At 67.0% G+C, this 19,086-nt stretch carries 14 protein-coding genes; 7 read left to right on the forward strand and 7 right to left on the reverse strand.

The features are described 5' to 3' along the window. The 5 genes from B5X82_RS22870 to npdG form a co-directional block, all read left to right on the forward strand. Positions 1–1,746 (forward strand): TonB-dependent receptor (locus B5X82_RS22870; protein WP_079650657.1); only part of this gene is annotated, 1,746 nt, incomplete at its 5' end. A 75-nt stretch (positions 1,747–1,821) separates the two neighbouring features. Then, entirely contained in the window at positions 1,822–3,516 is a 1,695-nt protein-coding gene (locus tag B5X82_RS22875; protein ID WP_079650660.1) for an amidohydrolase, read from the forward strand. Positions 3,517–3,628: 112 nt separating this feature from the next. Continuing rightward, complete coding sequence (locus tag B5X82_RS22880) at positions 3,629–4,519, forward strand: helix-turn-helix domain-containing protein (RefSeq protein ID WP_079650662.1); 891 nt, start codon at positions 3,629–3,631, stop codon at positions 4,517–4,519. Between the two features lie 174 nt (positions 4,520–4,693). Next, positions 4,694–7,030: a 5-amino-6-(D-ribitylamino)uracil--L-tyrosine 4-hydroxyphenyl transferase CofH gene (cofH, locus tag B5X82_RS22885; RefSeq protein WP_079650663.1), complete on the forward strand. Its 2,337-nt coding sequence runs from the start codon at positions 4,694–4,696 to the stop codon at positions 7,028–7,030. Beyond that, positions 7,027–7,698 (forward strand): NADPH-dependent F420 reductase, encoded by a 672-nt coding sequence (gene npdG, locus B5X82_RS22890; protein WP_079650665.1) that lies wholly within the window; start codon positions 7,027–7,029, stop codon positions 7,696–7,698. The genes cofH and npdG overlap by 4 nt, the downstream gene beginning before the upstream one ends. A gap of 144 nt (positions 7,699–7,842) precedes the next feature. Here npdG and B5X82_RS22895 read toward each other — a convergent pair whose 3' ends face one another. Continuing rightward, positions 7,843–8,628, reverse strand: a complete 786-nt coding sequence (locus tag B5X82_RS22895; protein ID WP_079650666.1) for an AraC family transcriptional regulator — start codon at positions 8,626–8,628, stop codon at positions 7,843–7,845. 101 nt (positions 8,629–8,729) lie between these two features. Between B5X82_RS22895 and B5X82_RS22900 the strand changes: the two genes are divergently transcribed. Further along, on the forward strand, positions 8,730–9,941 hold the full coding sequence (locus B5X82_RS22900) for an MFS transporter (RefSeq protein WP_079650668.1): 1,212 nt from the start codon (positions 8,730–8,732) through the stop codon (positions 9,939–9,941). Positions 9,942–9,961: 20 nt separating this feature from the next. On the opposite strand, the gene B5X82_RS22905 is transcribed toward B5X82_RS22900, so the two are convergent. The 6 genes from B5X82_RS22905 to B5X82_RS22930 all read right to left on the reverse strand — a co-directional run bounded on the left by B5X82_RS22905 (position 9,962) and on the right by B5X82_RS22930 (position 17,985). Beyond that, complete coding sequence (locus tag B5X82_RS22905; protein ID WP_079650762.1) at positions 9,962–12,070, reverse strand: PQQ-dependent dehydrogenase, methanol/ethanol family; 2,109 nt, start codon at positions 12,068–12,070, stop codon at positions 9,962–9,964. Positions 12,071–12,119: 49 nt separating this feature from the next. Next, positions 12,120–13,166, reverse strand: a complete 1,047-nt coding sequence (locus B5X82_RS22910; protein WP_176152682.1) for an AraC family transcriptional regulator — start codon at positions 13,164–13,166, stop codon at positions 12,120–12,122. Between the two features lie 147 nt (positions 13,167–13,313). Next, a complete protein-coding gene (locus tag B5X82_RS22915; protein WP_079650672.1) occupies positions 13,314–13,748 on the reverse strand; it encodes an ester cyclase in 435 nt (144 codons plus the stop codon). A 21-nt stretch (positions 13,749–13,769) separates the two neighbouring features. Further along, on the reverse strand, positions 13,770–14,780 hold the full coding sequence (locus B5X82_RS22920) for an LLM class flavin-dependent oxidoreductase (protein WP_235862775.1): 1,011 nt from the start codon (positions 14,778–14,780) through the stop codon (positions 13,770–13,772). Positions 14,781–14,824: 44 nt separating this feature from the next. Continuing rightward, the gene (locus B5X82_RS22925) at positions 14,825–17,173 is read right to left on the reverse strand and encodes a TonB-dependent receptor (RefSeq protein ID WP_235862776.1); all 2,349 of its coding nucleotides are present in this window, start codon (positions 17,171–17,173) and stop codon (positions 14,825–14,827) included. A 353-nt stretch (positions 17,174–17,526) separates the two neighbouring features. Beyond that, positions 17,527–17,985, reverse strand: coding sequence for an Lrp/AsnC family transcriptional regulator (locus B5X82_RS22930; protein ID WP_235862777.1), 459 nt, complete (start codon positions 17,983–17,985; stop codon positions 17,527–17,529). 136 nt (positions 17,986–18,121) lie between these two features. On the opposite strand from B5X82_RS22930, the gene B5X82_RS22935 reads away from it, so the two are divergent. After that, complete coding sequence (locus B5X82_RS22935) at positions 18,122–19,084, forward strand: DMT family transporter (RefSeq protein WP_268878261.1); 963 nt, start codon at positions 18,122–18,124, stop codon at positions 19,082–19,084. Positions 19,085–19,086 lie beyond the last annotated feature (2 nt).

Consider the following 19,086-nt stretch of genomic DNA (forward strand, 5'->3'; position numbering starts at 1 on the left):
CCGCTGATCCAGGACAAGCTCGGCGTTCGCGTCAGCGGCTATTATCGCCGCGACGGCGGCTGGATCGACCGGGTCCGCTTCGAAGACAAGGGCGTGGTCACCGACGACGCCAACTATCAGAACAGCTATGTCGGCCGCATCGCCTTCGTCTGGGAGCCGACGCCCGAGCTGAAGATCACGCCGTCGATCGCCTATCAGAAGGTCTATAACAACGACAGCACCGATAGCTGGGACAATGTCCGCACCTCGCTGGCCACGCCGGATGCGCAGTTCTCCAACTATGACAAGGGCGAGTTCCTCAACGGCAACCGAGTGCCGGAATCGGGCCGCGACCGCTTCTACCTGCCGACGCTCAACATCCAATATGCGTTCGGCCCGGTCGACCTGACCGCGATCGCCTCCTATTTCGACCGCAAGCAGAACTTCCAGTCGGACTACACCACGTTCGACCAGAGCCTGTTCACCGGCATCACCCTGCCGCTCTTCGCCAACCAGCGGGCGTTCAGCGCGTTCGAGAACACCCAGAAGGTGACGACGGGCGAACTTCGCCTCGCCTCCACGGACCGCGACGCGATGCTCACCTGGCAGGTCGGCGGCTTCTACCAGAAGGCCAAGCAGACCTCGATCCAGCAGGTCGACGATCCGTTCATCTTCCAATATGCGCCCGCGCTGCAGGCGGTATTCCCGCCGCTGGTCAACGGCCGGCTGATCTACGACCAGTCGACCAGTTCGAAGGACGAGCAGATCGCGGCTTTCGGCCAGGTCAACTTCAAGCCGGTCGACCGGCTGACGCTGACCGTCGGCCTGCGCTACGGCCAGACCAAGTTCACCATCAACTCCTTCGCGCAGGGCCCCGTCGTCGGCCCGTCGGTGACCGACGTCGGCCGCCAGAAGGAGAAGCCGTTCACGCCGAAGTTCGGCGCCGAGTTCCAGGTGACGCCGAGCACGCTGGTCTACGCCTCGGCCTCGAAGGGCTTCCGTCCGGGCGGCTACAACCCGCAGGTCGGCGTCCCCTGTCAGGCGAGCAACCTCAACGCGCTCGGCTATCCGAACGGCCGTCCGCAGACCTATAATTCGGACTCGGTGTGGAGCTACGAGCTCGGCCTGAAGACCCGCACCAGCCGCTTCAGCGCGCAGGGCAGCGTCTACCAGATCGACTGGAAGAACATCCAGCAGGTCGTCGGCCTCGGCGCTTGCGGCTTCCAGTTCACCTCCAACCTGGGTTCGGCGCGCAGCCGCGGCCTCGACCTTCAGCTCGACTATCGCCTGACCGACGATTTCACCCTGCAGGCGGAGATCGGCTACACCGACGCCAAGTTCCTCGACACCGTGTTCGGCGGCCCGCTCGCCACGGTGCCGCTGGTGACCAAGGGCAACCATGTGGTGTCGCCGCCGTGGACGGTGTCGCTACACGGCCAGTATGAGCTGTCGCTGCGCGACCATCATGACTCGTACATCCGCGCCGACTTCGACTATCGCTCGCACCAGTCGGACCTGATCCCGGGGATCGATCCGCGCAACGGCGGCTCGGACCCGACGCTGAGCACCGCGCCGGCGCTCAAGGCGCTGTCGATGCGCATCGGCCACCGGATCGACGGCATCGACATGTCGCTGTTCGTCAACAACCTGCTCGATCAGGCTGTCTGGCAGGGCTACCGCGCCCGCGACAACAACCGGGGCGCGGTCTATCGCTCCTATGTGGTGCGGCCGCGCACCTTCGGCGCGACGATCGGCTACCGCTTCTGATCGAAAGCGGCAGGGGAAGGACGCCGCCACGGCATCCTTCCCTCAACCCATGATCCGATCCGGAGGAGGACGGCGATGAACAAGGCACGATATAAGGCGACCCTGATCATGGCCGCCCTCCTCTCAGCATCGGCGCTTCAGGCAGCGGATCGCACCGCAGACCTGATCCTGACCAATGGCGAGGTCTATACGCCGCAGGGCTGGGCTGCCGGCGTCGCCGTCAAGGACGGCGCAATCCTGGCGGTCGGCGATGCGGCCGCACTCGGCGCCTATCGCGCGCCCTCCACGAAGATGATCGACCTCGGCGGCAAGACCGTGCTGCCCGGCCTTTACGACATGCATGTTCATCCGCTCGGGGCGGGGCTGGCGATGTTCGAATGCCGCTTCGAATATGGCGCGGCGCCCCAACATATCCTCGACGCCGTCGCGGCCTGCGTGAAGGCGGCGAAGCCCGGCGAATGGATCACCGGCGGCCGCTGGCAAGCCGTCTCCTTCGGCGACACCCCGCCGACCCGCGAGATGCTGGACCGGATCGCCCCGAACAATCCGGTGGCGCTGACCGACATCAGCGGACACAGCATGTGGACCAACAGCCTGGCGCTCAAGCTCGCCGGCATCACCCGCGACACGCCCGATCCGGAAGGCGGCATCATCGAGCGCGACGCACGCGGCGAGGCCACCGGCCTGCTCCGCGAGAGCGGACGCGACCGGGTAAGGCGAGCGATCCCCGCTCCTTCGCTCGAAAAGAACGTCAAGGCGCTCGACGCCGCGCTCGACACCATGTTGTCGCACGGCATAACCGGACTGGTCGATGCCCGTGTGCCGCGCGCCGGCCTGGAAACCTATGCCGCCCTCGCCGACCGGGGTCTGCTGAAGCAGCGCGTGGTCGGGTGCATCCACTATAGCGGCGACAAGGAGTTCGAGGACCTGCTCCTCAACCGTCGCAGCTATGAGCGCGCGCGCTTCCGCACCGACTGCGTCAAGATGTACGAGGACGGCGTCCCGACCGAGAGCCACACGGCGGCGATGATCGATCCCTACGAGCCCGGCGCGGACGGCCATCTCCACGAGCCGGCGCGCGGGATGCTGCTCGTCGGGCCGGCGACGCTCGATCCGCTGCTGACCCGCCTCGACAAGATGGGGATCACGGTCAAGTTCCACGCGGCCGGCGACCAGGCCTCGCGCACCGCGCTCGACGCCATCGCGGCGGCGCGCAAGGCCAATGGCCCGGACGGCCCGATGCATGAGGTCGGCCACCTGACCTTCGTCAACCCGGCCGACCTGGCGCGCGCCAAGGCCATTCGGGCGACGCTCGAATTCTCGCCCTATCTCTGGTTCCCGTCACCGATCAACGACGACATCATCAAGGCCATCGGGGAAGAACGCATCAAGCGCGTCTGGCCGGTGCGCGAAGGCATCGATTCAGGCGCCTTGGTGATCGCCGGATCCGACTGGTCGGTGGTTCCCTCGGCCAATCCCTGGATCGGCATCGAGACGCTGGTGACGCGCCGCGCGCCCGACAATCAGCGCCCGGGCGAGGTATACGGCCCGGCCGAGGCGATCACGCTCAAGGAGGCGATCGACCTCTTCACGATCAACGCCGCGAGGCAGCTCGGCATGGCCGACAAGCTGGGGACGATCGAACCGGGCAAGATCGCCGATCTGATCGTGCTCGATCGCAATCCCTTCAAGATCCCGGCGACCGATGTCCACAACGTCGTCGTCACCGACGTGATCATCGACGGCAAGACCGCCTACCAGCGTCCGTGACGCAGCCCGGTTCGGCGGCCGGACGTGACCGGCCGCCGAACCGGAACAAATTGCTTTTCATTGAAAAGTCACACAATCTGCGGCCGGTCCGAGCGTGAGGAGCGATCGCGTCATGTCGGCAAAGGCGGGCTTCGACTGGTATGGGGACCTGCCCGCGGGGGTTGAATGCCTGCGGCGCTGCTATAGCGAGTCGCGGCGGTCGGTCAGCTATTTCATCCACCGGCTCGACCGCGAGACCGCGACGATCAAGGATCAGTCGAACGATCCGGTGATCAGCCTTTCGATCAACCCGAACGGAGTCGTCGACCGCGCGGTCGAAGGACAATGGGAACGGGCGGAGCTGTTGCAGGCGTCGCTCACCCTCACCCCCGCCTTCCTGCGTTGCGATTGGCGCTGGACCGGCGAGCCTCTCGACATCTTCGACGTCTATCTGCCCTATGAGCTGATGCAGGCGGCCTGGGCCGAGCATTTCAAGGGCGATCCCGCGCGCGTCAACCTGCAGGCGAAGCTGGTCTTCGACGACCCGAGCATATTGCTGCTGATGCAGTCGATATTGTCGACGATCCTGTCGCCGCGCCCGATCTCCGCCTTCCTGATGGAGACGATCACCAGCCATCTGATCTCGAGCCTGCTCTGCTCGGAAAACGGCGCGATCGTGGTCCGGCCGGCGGCACGATCGGTGTTGTCGAGCCCGGTGCTGCAACGGGTGAAGGACTATGTCGAGGCGCATATCGCCGAGGACATCTCGCTCGACATGCTGGCGCGCGAGGCAGGCGTCAGCCGCTTCCACTTCATCCGCCTGTTCAAGGACAGTGTCGGCATGACCCCGCACGCCTATCTGATCGAGCGGCGCATGGTCCGCGCATGCAACCTGCTGATGCATACCAAGCAATCGATAGGTGAGATTTCCGTCAATTGCGGATTCGAGGACCCATCCTATTTCGCCGCCCGTTTTCGGCGACTCTACCGCATGTGCCCACGCGAATTCCGCAAACGGCTATAGTTTTTTTCTTCAATTCCCAAGCGATCGCCCTGTAACAGCCCCCGAATGGCGGTATCAGGGAGCATTCTGTGGCCATTATGGACTGCTCATTACCATAAATGGCTTGCCGACGGCGTCCCCGGACGGGCTAAGTGCCGGCAACGCAGGCAAGGAACGGTGCGAGGGGATTGATCGATGGCGACCGGACATGATTTCGATCGACGGGGCGTCGACGCCATCATGACGCGGCTCGACGCGATGGGCCTCCCCCGGATGATCGAGGAGAGCGAGGCGATGACCCTCGCCGTGCACGGGCCGATCGTCACCTATTCGCGCAAGGTGTTCATCCCGCTCACCCGACTGTGCCGCGACGTCTGCCATTATTGCACCTTCGCCACGACGCCGCGCCAGGCCGGCCCCGCCTATCTGAGCCGCGACGAAGTGCTGGCGATCGCCCGCGCCGGTGAGGCCGCCGGGTGCCGCGAGGCGCTGTTCACCCTCGGCGACCGGCCCGAGGACCGCTATGCCGCGGCGCGCGAGGCGCTGGCGGCGAGTGGCCATGCCAGCACCCTCGCCTATCTGCGCGACATGGCGCGGGCGGTGCTCGACGAGACGGGCCTGCTGCCGCACCTCAATCCCGGGCTGATGGACGCCGACGACTATGCCGCACTGCGCCCGGTGTCGGCCTCGATGGGGATCATGCTCGAAAGCGCGTCGGATCGGCTATGCGAGCCGGGCGGACCGCATTTCGGATCGCCCGACAAGCGCCCCGCCGCGCGCATCGCGACGATCGAGGCGGCCGGGCGCGCCGGCGTGCCCTTCACCACCGGCCTGCTGATCGGCATCGGCGAGACCCGCGCCGAGCGGATCGAGGCGCTTGTCGCCATCCGCGACCTGCACGCGCGATACGGCCATATCCAGGAAGTCATCGTCCAGAACTTCCGCGCCAAGCCCGACACGCGCATGGCCGATCATGCCGAGCCCTCGCTCGACGAGCATCTCTGGACGATCGCGGCCGCCCGGCTGGTGCTCGGCCCCGACATGACGATCCAGGCGCCACCCAACCTCCATGACCGCGCCGAGCTGACCGCGTTGCTGCGCGCCGGGGTCAACGACTGGGGCGGCGTGTCACCGGTCACCCCCGACCATGTGAACCCCGAGGCCCCCTGGCCGCATTTGGAAGTGCTCGCGGAGGCGACCGCCGAAGCGGGGCGTACCCTGCTCCAGCGGCTCGCCATCGGTCCGGCTCATGCCCGCGCGGTCGATCGCTGGGTCGATCCGGCGCTCGCTCCCCGTATCCGCCGCCTCGTCGACGGACGCGGCCTGCCCAAGACCGACGACTGGGCAGCGGGCGAAGGCGGGGCGGTGCCTGCGATCGGGCTCGACGCCGGAAAGGCGACCGCCGGGATCGCCGCGATCCTCGCTAAGGCGGGATCGGGCGCAACGCTGGACGAAAGCGATGTGGTCACGCTGTTCCGGGCCGAGGGCGGCGATCTCGCCGCGATCGCGCGCACCGCCGACGAACTGCGGCGACAGGTCAATGGCGACCGCGTCAGCTATGTCGTCAACCGCAACATCAACTACACCAACATATGTCTATACAAATGCGGCTTCTGCGCCTTTTCCAAGGGATCGACCAAGGCCGAGCGCGGCCCCGCCTATCGGCTGGACCTCGATGAGGTCGGCCGCCGCGCCGCCGAGGCGGCCGAGCGCGGCGCGACCGAAGTGTGCCTGCAGGGCGGCATCCATCCGAGCTTCGACGGCAATACCTATCTCGATATCGTCGCCGCCGTCCGCGGCGCCGCGCCGTCGATCCACATCCATGCCTTCTCGCCGCTCGAGATCAGCCACGGTGCGCAGACGCTGGGGCTTCCGCTCGAGGATTATCTGGCGCGGCTGAAGGCGGCGGGCCTCTCGACCCTTCCCGGCACCGCCGCCGAGATCCTCGACCCCGAGGTCCGCGCGATCCTCTGCCCCGACAAGCTGAGCGCCGACGAATGGATCGAGGTGATGCGGGTCGCGCACGGCGTCGGGCTGCGCAGCACCGCGACGATCATGTTCGGCCATGTCGACGGCTATGAGCATTGGGCCCGCCACCTGCTCAGGGTCCGCGCGCTGCAGACCGAGACCGGCGGCTTCACCGAGTTCGTCCCCCTGCCCTTCGTCCATATGGAAGCGCCGCTGTGGCGCAAGGGCCAGGCGCGCTCGGGCCCCAGCTATCGCGAGGCCGTGCTGATGCACGCGGTCGCGCGGATCGTGCTTCACCCGGTGATCGCCAACATCCAGACGAGCTGGGTGAAGATGGGCCCCGACGGCGCGCGCGCCATCCTCAACGCGGGCGCCAACGACCTGGGCGGCGTGCTGATGGACGAATCGATCACCCGATCGGCGGGCGGGCGGAACGGCCAATGCTTCGATCGCGCGCAGATGATCGCGCTCGCCGCCAGTGCCGGCCGCGCCGCCTATCAGCGCACGACGCTTTACCAGCCGGTCGATCCGCGGCCGGCCCCCCTCCTGGAGCCTCTCGCATGACCATCACCCAGAAAATCGCCGTGATCGGCGGCACCGGCAAGCTCGGCGCGGCGCTCGCCCGGCGCCTGGCGCGCGCCGGGGCCGCGGTGACGCTCGGCTCACGCGATCCCGATCGCGCCCGCGCGGCCGCCGAAGAGCTCGGCCACGGCATCGCGGCGGCGGGCTATGGCGAGGCGGCGGCGGGCGCGGACCTGGTGATCGTCGCGGTCCCCTTCGCCGCGCAGGAGGGCGCGCTCGCCGAGATCGCGCCGCATGTCGCGGGCAAGATCGTCGTCGACACGACGGTGCCGCTCGTCCCGCCCAAGGTGATGCGCGTGTCGCTTCCCGCCGAAGGCAGCGCCGCCGTGCGCGCGGCGCAGCTGCTCGGCGAGGGCGTCACCGTCGTCTCGGGCTTCCACAACGTCGCCGCGCACAAGCTGGCGACCGACGAGGATATCGGCTGCGACGTGTTGGTGTTCGGCGACGACAAGGCCGCGCGCGAGCAGGTGGTGGCGCTGGCCGACGCGATCGGCCTGCGCGGCATCCATGGCGGCGCGCTCGCCAATTCGGCGGCGGCCGAGGCGCTGACCTCGATCCTGATCTTCCTCAACAAGACCTACCAGGTCGACGGCGCCGGCATCCGCATCACCGGCACCCTGATCGATCCGGCCAGCGGCAAGGCGCTATAAAATAGCATGAAATAGCCCCATCCGCTCATCCTGAGGAGGCACTGAGCTTGGCGAAGTGGCATCTCGAAGGATCCTTCGAGATGGGCCTTCACCTTCGTTCAGTCCCTCCTCAGGATGAGCGGATCATGATCCGACCTATTCACCTCAGTCGACCATCGCCCGCCCGGCCGACTGGTAATGGCTGGGCGCGACCCCGGCGAGCCGCTTGAACATCGTCGTGAAGGCGGCCGGGCTCTCATAGCCGAGGTCGAGCGCGATCGTCGTCACCGCTTCCCCGGCCGCAAGCCGGGGCAGCGCGATCAGCAGGCAGGCCTGCTGCCGCCAGGCGCCGAAGCTGAGACCCGTCTGCTGCCGAAAGAGGCGCGTGAAGGCGCGCCGCCCCATGCCGAGGTCGGCGCTCCACATGTCGATCGTGTCGTGCGGGCTCGGCGCGTCGAGGAACATCTGGCACTTGCGCGCGATCTCGGCCTTCTTCGGGAAGGGTACGGCGAGCGACACGCTGGGCGCGCGGGCGAGTTCGGCGAGCAGCAGCGCCATCACCATCCCGTCGCGCCCGGCGACGTCATATTCGGGCTCGATCTCGCAAGCCGCCGCGAGCAGGCTGCGCAGCAGCGGGGAAACCTGGATCACCTTGTTGGCATCGCCCAGCGATCCATGGACGCCGGGCTCGATCAGCACGCCCCGGGTGCTGACCGCGCCGACCATCCGCACCGCATGGCTGACACCACCGGGCGTCCACACCGCGCGCTCGGGCGGTGCCACCCAGACGCCCTGCGCGGTGCTGACCACCACCACCCCGCGTGCGGCATAAATGAGCTGGCCGCGCCGGTGGCGATGCCAGTCCAGCTCGAAAGCCGGCGGATATTCGTTGCCGACCGCCACGATCGGACGGTCGACATCCTCGACAAGGGCTGGATCGGACCACGGCACCGGATTGTCCCACTCGCGAAAGTGAAAGACCCATATAGGAATGCGGGCCAGGAAGGGAGACCTTATGGCGACCGGAACCCTTCGGCCGACGAGTCAGGACCATGAACGCCACCAAAGCCGCCCCGCCCCGTGTCGAGACCGACGGCACCGTGTTCGGCATCATCGCCGCGATCAGCCTGTGCCATCTGCTCAACGACATGATGCAGTCGCTGCTGCCGTCGATCTATCCCAATCTGAAGGCGGAGCTCGGCCTGTCGTTCAGCCAGGTCGGGCTGGTGACGCTGGTCTATCAGATGACGGCGTCGATCCTGCAGCCGATGATCGGGCTCTATGCCGACAAGCGGCCGACACCGCTCGCCCTGCCCGGCGGCACGCTGTTCTCGCTGGCCGGCCTGCTGCTGCTGTCGGTCGCGCACAGCTACTGGCTGCTGCTGGTCGGCGCAGCACTGCTGGGGATGGGGTCGTCGGTGTTCCACCCCGAATCCTCACGCGTCGCGCGGATGGCGGCGGGCCCCCGCCCCGGCCTCGCCCAGTCGATGTTCCAGGTCGGCGGCAATGCCGGATCGGCGCTCGGCCCGCTCGCGGCGGCGATCGTGGTGGTGCGCTGGGGCCAGTCGAGCCTCGCCTTCTTCGCGATGCTGGCGCTGCTGTCCTGCGCGATCCTGTGGAACGTCAGCCAATGGTATCGCCATCACGGCCTCGCCCGCCTGTCGCGCGGCCATGCCGGCCGGCAGTCCGCCGCGCCGCTGCCGCGCGGCAAGGCGCTGACCGGCATCGCCATCCTGCTCGCGCTGATCTTCTCGAAATATTTCTACCTGGCGAGCATCACCAGCTATTTCACCTTCTACCTGATCCACCGCTTCGGCGTCAGCGTCGAGGTCGCGCAGATTCACCTGTTCGTCTTCCTCGGCGCGGTCGCGGTGGGGACCATCGCCGGCGGTCCGCTCGGCGACCGGTTCGGGCGCAAATATGTGATCTGGTTCTCGATCCTCGGCGCGCTGCCCTTCACGCTGCTGCTACCGCATGCCAGCCTGTTCTGGACCGGGCCGCTGACCGTGATCATCGGCCTGATCCTCGCCTCGGCCTTCCCGGCGATCGTGGTCTTCGCGCAGGAACTGGTGCCGGGCAAGCCGGGGATGATCTCCGGCCTGTTCTTCGGCTTCTCCTTCGGCATGGCCGGCCTGGGCGCGGCGATACTCGGCGAGGTCGCCGACCTGTCGGGGATCGACATGGTCTATGCGATCTGCGCCTTCCTGCCGGTGATCGGCCTGCTCGCCATATTCCTCCCCGATCCCGAACGCGACCGGGGCTGAGCCCCGGTCGCCTGCCACTCTCACGGCATCTTGGGATCGGCTTTCAGGTCGTTGGCGCGCTTGATGACATAGGCGCGGATCGCCTCGACCTCGTCGGGCTTCAGGTCCTTCGAGAAACTGGGCATGCCAAGCGGCTCGGCCGCCCCTTCGAGGACGAAGCCGCGGAAGGCCGCGGCGTCCGCGATCACCATCGAGCGGCGCAGGTCCGGAACCCCGCCATGGTTCACGACGGTGTCGCCATGACACATCCAGCAACGGACATGGTAGAGCACCCGCCCCTGCTCTATCGTCGCGGCGGACGCGGTCGAGGGCGGCGGGGCGAGCGGCGCCTCGGCCTCCCTGGGCGGTAGCGGCAGCGGCGCCTTGCCGCCAAGACGGAAGGTCACCACGCGGTTGACCTTGGGCTTCACCGAGGCCTGGAGCGCCTCACCCATGTTGAGCGGCAGGATGCCGCCCCAGCCGACCGCGACCGAGACATATTGGACGCCCGCGACCGAATAGGTGATCGGCGGCGCGACGATCCCCGATCCCATCGGCATCGCCCAGAGCTTCTTGCCGCTGGTCGCGTCATAGGCGGCGAAATCGCCGGTGCCATTGCCCTGGAAGACCAGGCCCGACGCGGTCGACAGCACGCCGCCGTTCCACGGCATCGGCATCGGCACCGACCAGACCCGCTTGCGCGCCTTCGGATCCCAGGCAACCAGCGCACCGCCCATCATCCCGCGAATCTGCCGCCGGATCGCCGGATCCTCGGGCATCGCGGTCTTGCCCGGGTCCTGCCCGGTGTTCCAGCCGCGCGGATCGAAGCGGAAGTCCTCCGTCTTGCCGGAGATATAGCCGTAGGGAATCTCCGCCGTCGGCAGATAGACGAGACCGGTCTTGGGGTTGTAGCTCATCGGCTGCCAACCATGACCGCCCGCCGGCGACGGCATGCCGAGGAAGGGCTTGCCGGTGCCGCTGTAACGCGCCTCGGGCACGATGTCCGGACGGCCGGTCTTGGGATCGAGGCCCTTCGCCCAGGTGACCGGAACATAGGGTGTGCCCGAGATGAAGGCGCCGTTGGTGCGGTCGAGCACGTAGAAGAAGCCGTTCTTCGGCGCCTGCATCAGCACCTTGCGCGGCTTGCCGTCGATCTCGAGGTCGGCGAGGATCATGTGCTGGGTGGCGGTATAGTCCCATTCGTCGCCGGGCACCTCCTGGAAGTGCCAGACATATTCGCCGGTCGAGGGGCGCACCGCGACGATCGACGACAGGAACAGGTTGTCGCCCTTGCCGGCGCTACGCACGGCGCGATCCCAGGGGCCCCCATTGCCGACGCCTATGTAGAGCAGGTCGAGCTCGGGATCATAGACCATCGAATCCCAGGCGGTCCCGCCGCCGCCATATTTCCACCACTCCCCGCTCCAGCTTTTCGCCGCCATCGCCATGGCGTCGTTCTCGAAGCCCTTCCTGGGATCGCCGGGGATGGTGTAGAAGCGCCACGCCTGCTTGCCGGTCGCGACGTCATAGGCGGTGACATAGCCGCGCACGCCATATTCGGCGCCTCCATTGCCGATCACCACCTTGTCCTTGACGATGCGCGGCGCGCCGGTGACCGTGTAGGACTTGGTCGTGTCGGTGGTCTGCACCGTCCAGACCGGCTTGCCGGTCTTCGCATCGAGCGCGACCAACCGGCCGTCCAGGACACCTACGAACACCTTGCCGTCGGCATAGGCGACGCCGCGATTGACCACGTCGCAGCAGGCGCGCCGCGCGATCGCGCCGTCGAACTGCGGATCATATTCCCACAGCTTCTTGCCGCTCTGCGCGTCGAGCGCGATCACCTTGCTCCAGGGCCCCGAGGCGTACATCACCCCGTCGACGACCAGCGGTGTCCCCTCGACCCCACGCAGCGAGCGTGCGTCGAAATCGGCATACCAGGCGACACCCAGCTGGCCGACATTGGCCGGCGTGATCTCGCCGAGCTCGCTGAACCGCTTTTCGCCCGCGTCGTGGCCATGGAGCGCCCAATCGACATTGGCCGCTTTCCGCGGGGCGCACGACGCCAGCGCGACCACCAGCATGGCCGCTGAAACCGCCTTGAATTTCACGCTTCTCGCTCCTGATAGCCTGGATCGGACAAAGGACATCCCGCCCTTATCGATCGCGAGGCGAATGCCGACTAGGTCATCGGCGTCGTCATTGTACGCGTTGCGCAACCTTGGCCCCGACCATCGCGCGCAACGCCGTCGCCCGCGCGCGGCCGAGCGTCGCCGAAGGCGGCTCGCCATAGATTTCGCGATACATGTTGGCGAAGCGGCCGCCATGGCCGATCCAATATTGGTTGGCGAGCGCAGTCACCGAGATCTCGCCGTCGCTGGCGATGATGTCTGCGCGCGCGCTTTCCAGCCGCCGCAGCCGCAACCAGCGCATCGGGCTGTGCCCCATGAAGCGTTCGAACCCATGATAAAGGGTCCGCGCCGGGACGCCCGCCGCCTCGACGATGTCGCTGAGCCGGATGTCGTCCTTGAGGTGCTGGGCGATGAACTGCTCGGCGCGCCGGACGAAGACCGGCAGCACCGCCGCCTGGCGCACCGGCGCCTCGCGATCGAACAGGGCAGCCCGCATCATCGCCAGGAAGCTGTTCTCGTTGGCGGCGACAACCTCCTGCAATCCGAAGATCGGCGATCCGCGATGCAGTTCGGTGCAGAGATATTCGATGAAGCCCAGCAGGCTGGCGGCGCCGCCATTGGGGGCATCCGCCGCTCGTTCCACCACATTGTGGACCGCTTCATAGGGACGGCCGCTGCCGATCAGACGGTTGCACGGGATGCCGATCGCCAGGTGGGTATGATCCTGCCCCATCTGAAAGCTGTAGCGGACGTTGGGCGACAGGAGCACGCAGTCGCCGCTCCTGAACGACCAGCTTTGCTGGTTGAACTCGACCACCGCCTCGCCGCTCAACGCCACCACAAAGACGAAATGGGTCCGTTGCAATTCGGTGATCAGCACGTCGACATCGGCACCATAGGCGATCTGGTTCAGGCTGATGTCGCCGAACGAGGCCGAGCAATGGTTGAAGTCGAGATGCTTGTCGCTGCTGCGGACGACGACCTCGTGTGGAAAGAATACGCGGGTGACGCTGTCCAGCGCGTCGGCCGGGCGCAAGCTGGCGAAGCTGTGCCGGTGGACGCTCTCAAACGCCGGAGCGGCCCCGTTCGCCAGGAAGCGCTGGTCGACGGCCATTTCCCGCAAGACCGGTCCAAATCCAAGCATGGCGTGCTCCCGTCGCGCTGACCGCCCCCGTTGGGGCCTGCAAGGTGCCTTCGGCGTCCTCCGTCGTTCGAAGATCATCCCAATCGTCATGCGAGTCCAGCCGGAACGCGCAATATTCTACTTGGCGGTCGGCAGCGCGGCCAAATCGAGCGGCAGCACCCCGAACGCCTTGATCATCGCCACATAGTCCCAGCAGTCGATATTGTGGGCGATGCGGCCGTCGCGGAAGACATAGGAGGACAGGCCATGAAACTCGATCGGATGCCCGGTCCGGTCGATACCTTCGAACGGGCCGTTCCAATGCGCGCTGATCGTCCAATGGCTCGATCCGCGTTCGGGAGTCACCAGCCGCACCGGGAAGCGCAGGGTGAAATCGGGCATCGTCGCGAACACGCCCTCGGCGAACTCGCGCACCCCGGCATGGCCCTCGTGGCGGGCGCCCAGCGCCAGGTCCTCATAGAGGCAGTCGGGCGTGAACAGCGACACCAGCCGGTCGATGTCCTTGTCGCTCCAGGCCTGTTCCAGATCGTCGAAAATGGCTTCGGTCAGCATGCGTCTACTCCCGATGGCGCGTCAGCGGCCTTGCCGCTTGCGGAAATGCGGCAGGATCTTCTCGCCGATCAGGCGCAGCGATGCGGCCGGATCGGGACCGAGCGGCGGTCCGAAGGCGATATGGTCGGCCCCGCCCGCGATCATCGCCTCGATCTGGCCGATCACGTCGCCGGGCGTGCCGGTCAGGCTGAACGCCTTGACCGCCTTGTCGGTGACGAGCGCCTTCGCCTTCTCGACCTCGCCCGCGGTGAAGGCGTTGTAGGAGGCATCGATCTCCTCCTGGCTGATTCCCGCCGCGAAGGTCATGGGCGCGAGGAAGGGCTGGAGCAGCGCGAGCATGCCGCGGATATTGTCCTCGGCCGCCGCGCGATCCTCGTCGATAGAGGCAAGCGGGCCGGCGATGATCTCGATATTCCCCGTGTCGCGCCCGGCCGCCTCGGCACCGGCGATGAACTGGCGACGCAGCTCGGCGATATGATCGGGGCTGGCGGTGCAGTCGATCTTGATGCCGGGCGCGATCGAGCCCGCCATCTTCGCCATCTGCGGCCCCCAGGTGCCGATGAACAGCGGGATCGGCCGGGCGACGTCGAACTGGAAGTAGAGATCGGCGGTCGCCTTGAAGAACTCGCCGTCGAACGGTTCCCGGTCGCCCTGGAGCATCCGGGTCATCAGCAGCCACGCCTCCTTGAGCATCTTCACCGGCTTGACCGGGTTAGTGATGCCGAGCAGCGGGTTGAAGCCCCCCCGCCCCACGCCGCACACCATCCGCCCGCCGCTCAGCTCGTCGAGCGCGGCGAGGTTGGCGGCGTGGTAGACCGGATTGGCGACCTGCGGCGTCACGATGAACGGGCCGAGCTGGAGACGGCCGGTGTTCATCGCGATCATCGTCAGGATCGGCCAGGCCGGACGGAAGACGAGGTCGTCGGCGATGTGCATCTGGTCGAAGCCATAGGCCTCCACCTGCTGCGCGAGCGGGACATAGTCCTTCATCGGCAGCGCCCCGGTGACCATGATGCTGAAACGTGTCGACATGACCATCCTGTGTCTGGTGTTGGTGAAGCTGCGGGCCGCGCCCGTCAGAGCCGGTAGCGAGCGCGGACGAACCACTCGCGCGGCCGCGAGACGGTCGCCTGGGTATAGCCGATGCCGGTGTTGGAGACGCCGCTGACGATATAGGTCTTGTCGGTGATGTTGGTGGCGCCGGCCGACAGCTCGATATGGTCGCCGGGCAGCTTGTAGGTCAGGCTGGCGTTGAGCAGCCCGAAGCCCTTCTGGAACAGCGTCGGATCGTTGCTGAACTCCTTGAACTGGCTGCTGCGGTACGCATAGTCGACGCGGATCAGCGCGCTGCCCTTGTCGTCGCTGTCGAACAGCGTCGCGGTGCCGCCGATGTTCGCCGTCCATTTGGGCGTGTTCGGCACCCGGAAACTGCCCGCCGTCGGATAGTTGGCCAGCGCCTGGGGCGAGAAGCCCTTATAGTCGGCATCGGTATAGCCGAGGCTGCCGTCGAGCCGCAGCCAGTCGGCGAGCCGGGCCGACGCCTCGACCTCGACACCCTTGATCTTCGCCGAGGCGGCGTTGGCGAGCACCGGCACGAAATTGCCGATCGGGCCGGGGCCGTCCGGGTCGATATTGTAGGTGACCTGGATGTCCTTATAGTCGGTGTAGAAGGCCGCGACGTTGAAGCGCAGGCGGCGGTCGAACAGCTCGGTCTTCAGACCCACCTCATAGGAGGTCGCCTTTTCCGGGCCGGCATAGGAGACGATGTCGTTCGGGTCGGTGCCCGGCGCCGGGATGACCGGCGGGAAGTAGCGCATCGTGAAACCGCCGCCCTTGAAGCCCTTCGAGAAGCTCGCATAGGCCATGACGTCGCGGTTGAACTTGTAGTTGGCCGAGATCATCGGCGTCGTCGACTTCGACCCGCGTGAATACCAGCCGGCCGGGAACAGCCGCGTGCCGGCCGGGCCGACCGCACCCGCGAACAGGTTGACGAAGCCCGGCACGTCGGTCTGCGCGGCATAGCCCTGGAGGACCTGCACACCCGGGTTGAAGCGCCGCGTCTCGTCCGAATAGCGCAGGCCGCCGGTGATCGAGAACTGGTCGGTCAGGTCGTAGGTGACCTGGCCGAAGCCGGCATAGCTGTCGTTCTTGATCTTGCCGCCCGACAGGAACTGGACGAGCGTGAGCTGCACCGGGAAGAGCTGGGTGCCGCTCTCGTGCAGGTAATAGAGGCCGAGCACATAGTGCAGCTTATCGTCGGCGAGATCACCCAGGAGCTGGAACTCCTGGCTGAACTGCTCGGTCTTGATATGCTGCTCGATGAAGTTGAGATAGTGCGGCGAGGCGGTGATGTCCTGCGCGATGTCGACCTTCACCTTGCGCCAGGCGGTGATCGACTTGAGCGTCGCGCCGCCGACCTTCCATTCGAGGTTCAGCCCCGCGCCATAGACGTCGGTGTCGGCATAGTTGGGGCCGCTGTTGGTGGTCTCCAGCGACTTGAGCGGGCGGACCCACTGGCTGTTGTAGCAATAGGGATTGGCGAAGCGCGCCGCCCCCGCGCCCGGCAGGCAGACACCGCCCGGCACGCCGGCATTATAGGCGCCCGAGAAGGCCGCGCCCTCGTCAGCCTTGACCAGTATCTGGCCCGGCGACTGCTCGCGGATGCGGGTGCCGTCGAAGGTCAGCGTCGCGGTCAGGTTGGAGGTCAGGTCGGCCTCGACCGCGAGGCGGCCGCTCAGCCGGTCGACATTGCCCTGGCGGTCGCCGGTGTCCTGGCCGGTCTCGGTGACGCGCCTCACGAAGCCGTGGCGGCTCTGATAGGCGCCCGACAGGCGCGCGCGGACGGTGTCGCTGAGCGGGCCCGAGATCGCGCCCTTCGCATCGAAGCGGCTGTAGCTGCCGCTGGTCAGTTCGCCATAGCCTTCGAGCGTGTCGGTCGGCCGCTTCGAGATGAGCTGGATCGCGCCGCCGATCGTGTTCTTACCGAACAGCGTCCCCTGCGGTCCGCGCAGCACCTCCAGCCGGTCGATGTCGACGGCATCCAGCAGCGAACCCATCGACTTGCCGATATAGACGCCGTCCAGATAGACGCCGACCGCCGGCTCGACCGTCAGCACATAGTCGGTCTGGCCGATGCCGCGGATCGATATCTGGCTCGATGCGCCGCCGCCGGCTTCGCTCGCCGCGCTGTCGAACTGCACGTTCGGCACGAAGCTGGTGATGTCGGACGAGCTCTGGACGTTGCGTTCCTCGAGCGCGGCGCTGCTGAACGCGGAGACCGAGAGCGGCGCCGACTGGATATTCTCCTCGCGCCGGCGGGCGGTGACGGTGATCTCCTCGAGGCCGCTGGCGACCACCGGGCCCGCCGCGTCCTGCGCATGGCCGGCGCCCGGCGTGAAGACGGCCACGGTGGCGGCCGAAGCCATGAGAATCCCAATTCCCCTTTTCATCGTCATACCCCTGACATCTGGATTTCTTATGGGGCCGATGGTGCCGGGGTCCTGTCGATGCACCAAGACGCCCCCTGCAAGGCAGAGCCGCTTTTTGCCACCGAATGCGTGGGGCCCGCCGCTTAGACGCACCTTCTCCTCAAAGGCTGACTCAAAAGTCCCCGCTCGCCCTGAGGAAGCATTGAGCGTAGTCGAAATGCTGTCTCGAAGGGGCGTTCGAGGCTGGAAATATCCTTCGATATGGGCCTTCGCCAAAGCTCAGTCCCTCCTCAGGATGAGCGGTAAGGCACTTTCCGGTCAGACTCTCGGGAGGAGCGGTAAGATAGGACCTAAGGGATGACGATCGCCGTGTCGGCCTTGACCCTGTCGAGCGCGACCAGGGTGCGGAAGCGTTCGACGCAGTCGTTCTCGGAGAAGAGGCGGCGCGTCAGCGCATCATAGGCGCGCATGTCGGGGGTGACGATGATCAGCACGAAGCTCGTGCCCCCGGTCGTATAATAGCATTGCTGGACCTCGGGCTCGGCGCGGAACAGCGCCTTGGCCTCGTCGACGGTCGCGGCCCGCTCGTCGCGGAGGTGGACCTCGACGATCGCGGTGATCGCCAGCCGGACAGCATCGGGATCGACGATCGCGACGTTGCGGGTGATGACCCCGGCCGCCTCCATCGCCGCGATGCGCCGCTGCACCGCCGCGGTCGAGAGGTTGACCGCCTCGGCGATCGTCCGCTGCGGCAGCTTGTTGTCGCGCTGGACGATACGGAGGATCGCCAGGTCGAAGGCGTCGAGCACGCGCGCTGGCGAAATGATCTGCCGGCCATGCAGCGAGTAATTGTTGCATTCGATAGGCCAATCAAGAGCAAATTTATCACCTCTTCGATGATATAACTCGCCCGCCCTTCCCGCCTGCCTGTGGACCGAAATTGCCGTGAACCGGATAGCCCAGACCAACCCGACCCTCGCCGGCGTCGCCTGCGGCATGGCGGCCGGCGCCTTGTGGGGGCTGGTGTTCCTGGCGCCCGAGCTGGCGGGCGCGTTCAGCCCGCTCCAGCTCACCATCGGCCGCTATCTCGCCTATGGCGCGATCTCGGCGGTGCTGATCGCGCCGCGCTGGCGCGCCGCCGTCGCCGGGATCGGCCGCCGCGAATGGCTGGCGCTGGCCTGGCTCGCGCTGGCCGGCAACACGCTCTACTATATCCTGCTGTCGAGCGCGGTGCAGACCGGCGGCATCGCGATGACCTCGCTCGTCATCGGCTTCCTGCCGGTCGCGGTGACGATCATCGGCAGCCGTCACCGCGACGCGGTGCCGCTATCGCGGCTCGCGCCCTCATTGCTGCTGTGCGCGGCGGGCGCGGTCTGCATCGGCTGGCAGGCGGTGGCCATGCCGGCGTCGGGATCGGTCGCGGCGCAGGTGACCGGCCTGCTCTGCGCGGTCGGCGCGCTGGCCTCGTGGACGGCCTACGCGGTCGGCAACAGCCATATGCTCGGCCGCCTCCACACCGTCTCGGTCCACGACTGGAATCTGCTGACCGGGATCGTCACCGGGGCGCAGAGCGTCGTGCTGATCCCGCTCGCGCTGCTGATCGGCTCGGCACGCCACGACGGCCTCGCCTGGGCGCAATTCGCGGGTGTGTCGGTCGGCGTCGCGGTGCTGGCGTCGATCGTCGGCAACGCCTTCTGGAACCGGATGAGCCGGCTGCTGCCGCTGGCGCTGGTCGGCCAGATGATCCTGTTCGAGACGCTGTTCGCGCTGGTCTACGGCTTCCTGTGGGAACGCCGCCTGCCGACCCTGCTCGAAAGCGCCGCCTTCGCGCTGGTGGTGCTGAGCGTGCTGTCGTGCGTCGCCGCGCATCGCAGGCCGGCGGCCGGGGCGGTCCCGGCCGCCGCCTGAGC

The organism is Rhizorhabdus histidinilytica (assembly GCF_900167915.1).
In the GTDB taxonomy this organism is placed as follows: Bacteria; Pseudomonadota; Alphaproteobacteria; order Sphingomonadales; family Sphingomonadaceae; genus Rhizorhabdus; species Rhizorhabdus histidinilytica.

Excerpts from the sequence above, each read along its gene's own strand:
- B5X82_RS22905 (WP_079650762.1), bottom strand. The coding sequence starts at position 12,070 with ATGTCCTTTGTCCGATCCAGGCTATCAGGAGCGAGAAGCGTGAAATTC.
- B5X82_RS22925 (WP_235862776.1), bottom strand. The coding sequence starts at position 17,173 with ATGGCTTCGGCCGCCACCGTGGCCGTCTTCACGCCGGGCGCCGGCCAT.
- B5X82_RS22875 (WP_079650660.1), top strand. The coding sequence starts at position 1,822 with ATGAACAAGGCACGATATAAGGCGACCCTGATCATGGCCGCCCTCCTC.
- npdG (WP_079650665.1), top strand. The coding sequence starts at position 7,027 with ATGACCATCACCCAGAAAATCGCCGTGATCGGCGGCACCGGCAAGCTC.
- B5X82_RS22880 (WP_079650662.1), top strand. The coding sequence starts at position 3,629 with ATGTCGGCAAAGGCGGGCTTCGACTGGTATGGGGACCTGCCCGCGGGG.
- cofH (WP_079650663.1), top strand. The coding sequence starts at position 4,694 with ATGGCGACCGGACATGATTTCGATCGACGGGGCGTCGACGCCATCATG.
- B5X82_RS22900 (WP_079650668.1), top strand. The coding sequence starts at position 8,730 with ATGAACGCCACCAAAGCCGCCCCGCCCCGTGTCGAGACCGACGGCACC.
- B5X82_RS22915 (WP_079650672.1), bottom strand. The coding sequence starts at position 13,748 with ATGCTGACCGAAGCCATTTTCGACGATCTGGAACAGGCCTGGAGCGAC.
- B5X82_RS22920 (WP_235862775.1), bottom strand. The coding sequence starts at position 14,780 with ATGTCGACACGTTTCAGCATCATGGTCACCGGGGCGCTGCCGATGAAG.
- B5X82_RS22910 (WP_176152682.1), bottom strand. The coding sequence starts at position 13,166 with ATGGCCGTCGACCAGCGCTTCCTGGCGAACGGGGCCGCTCCGGCGTTT.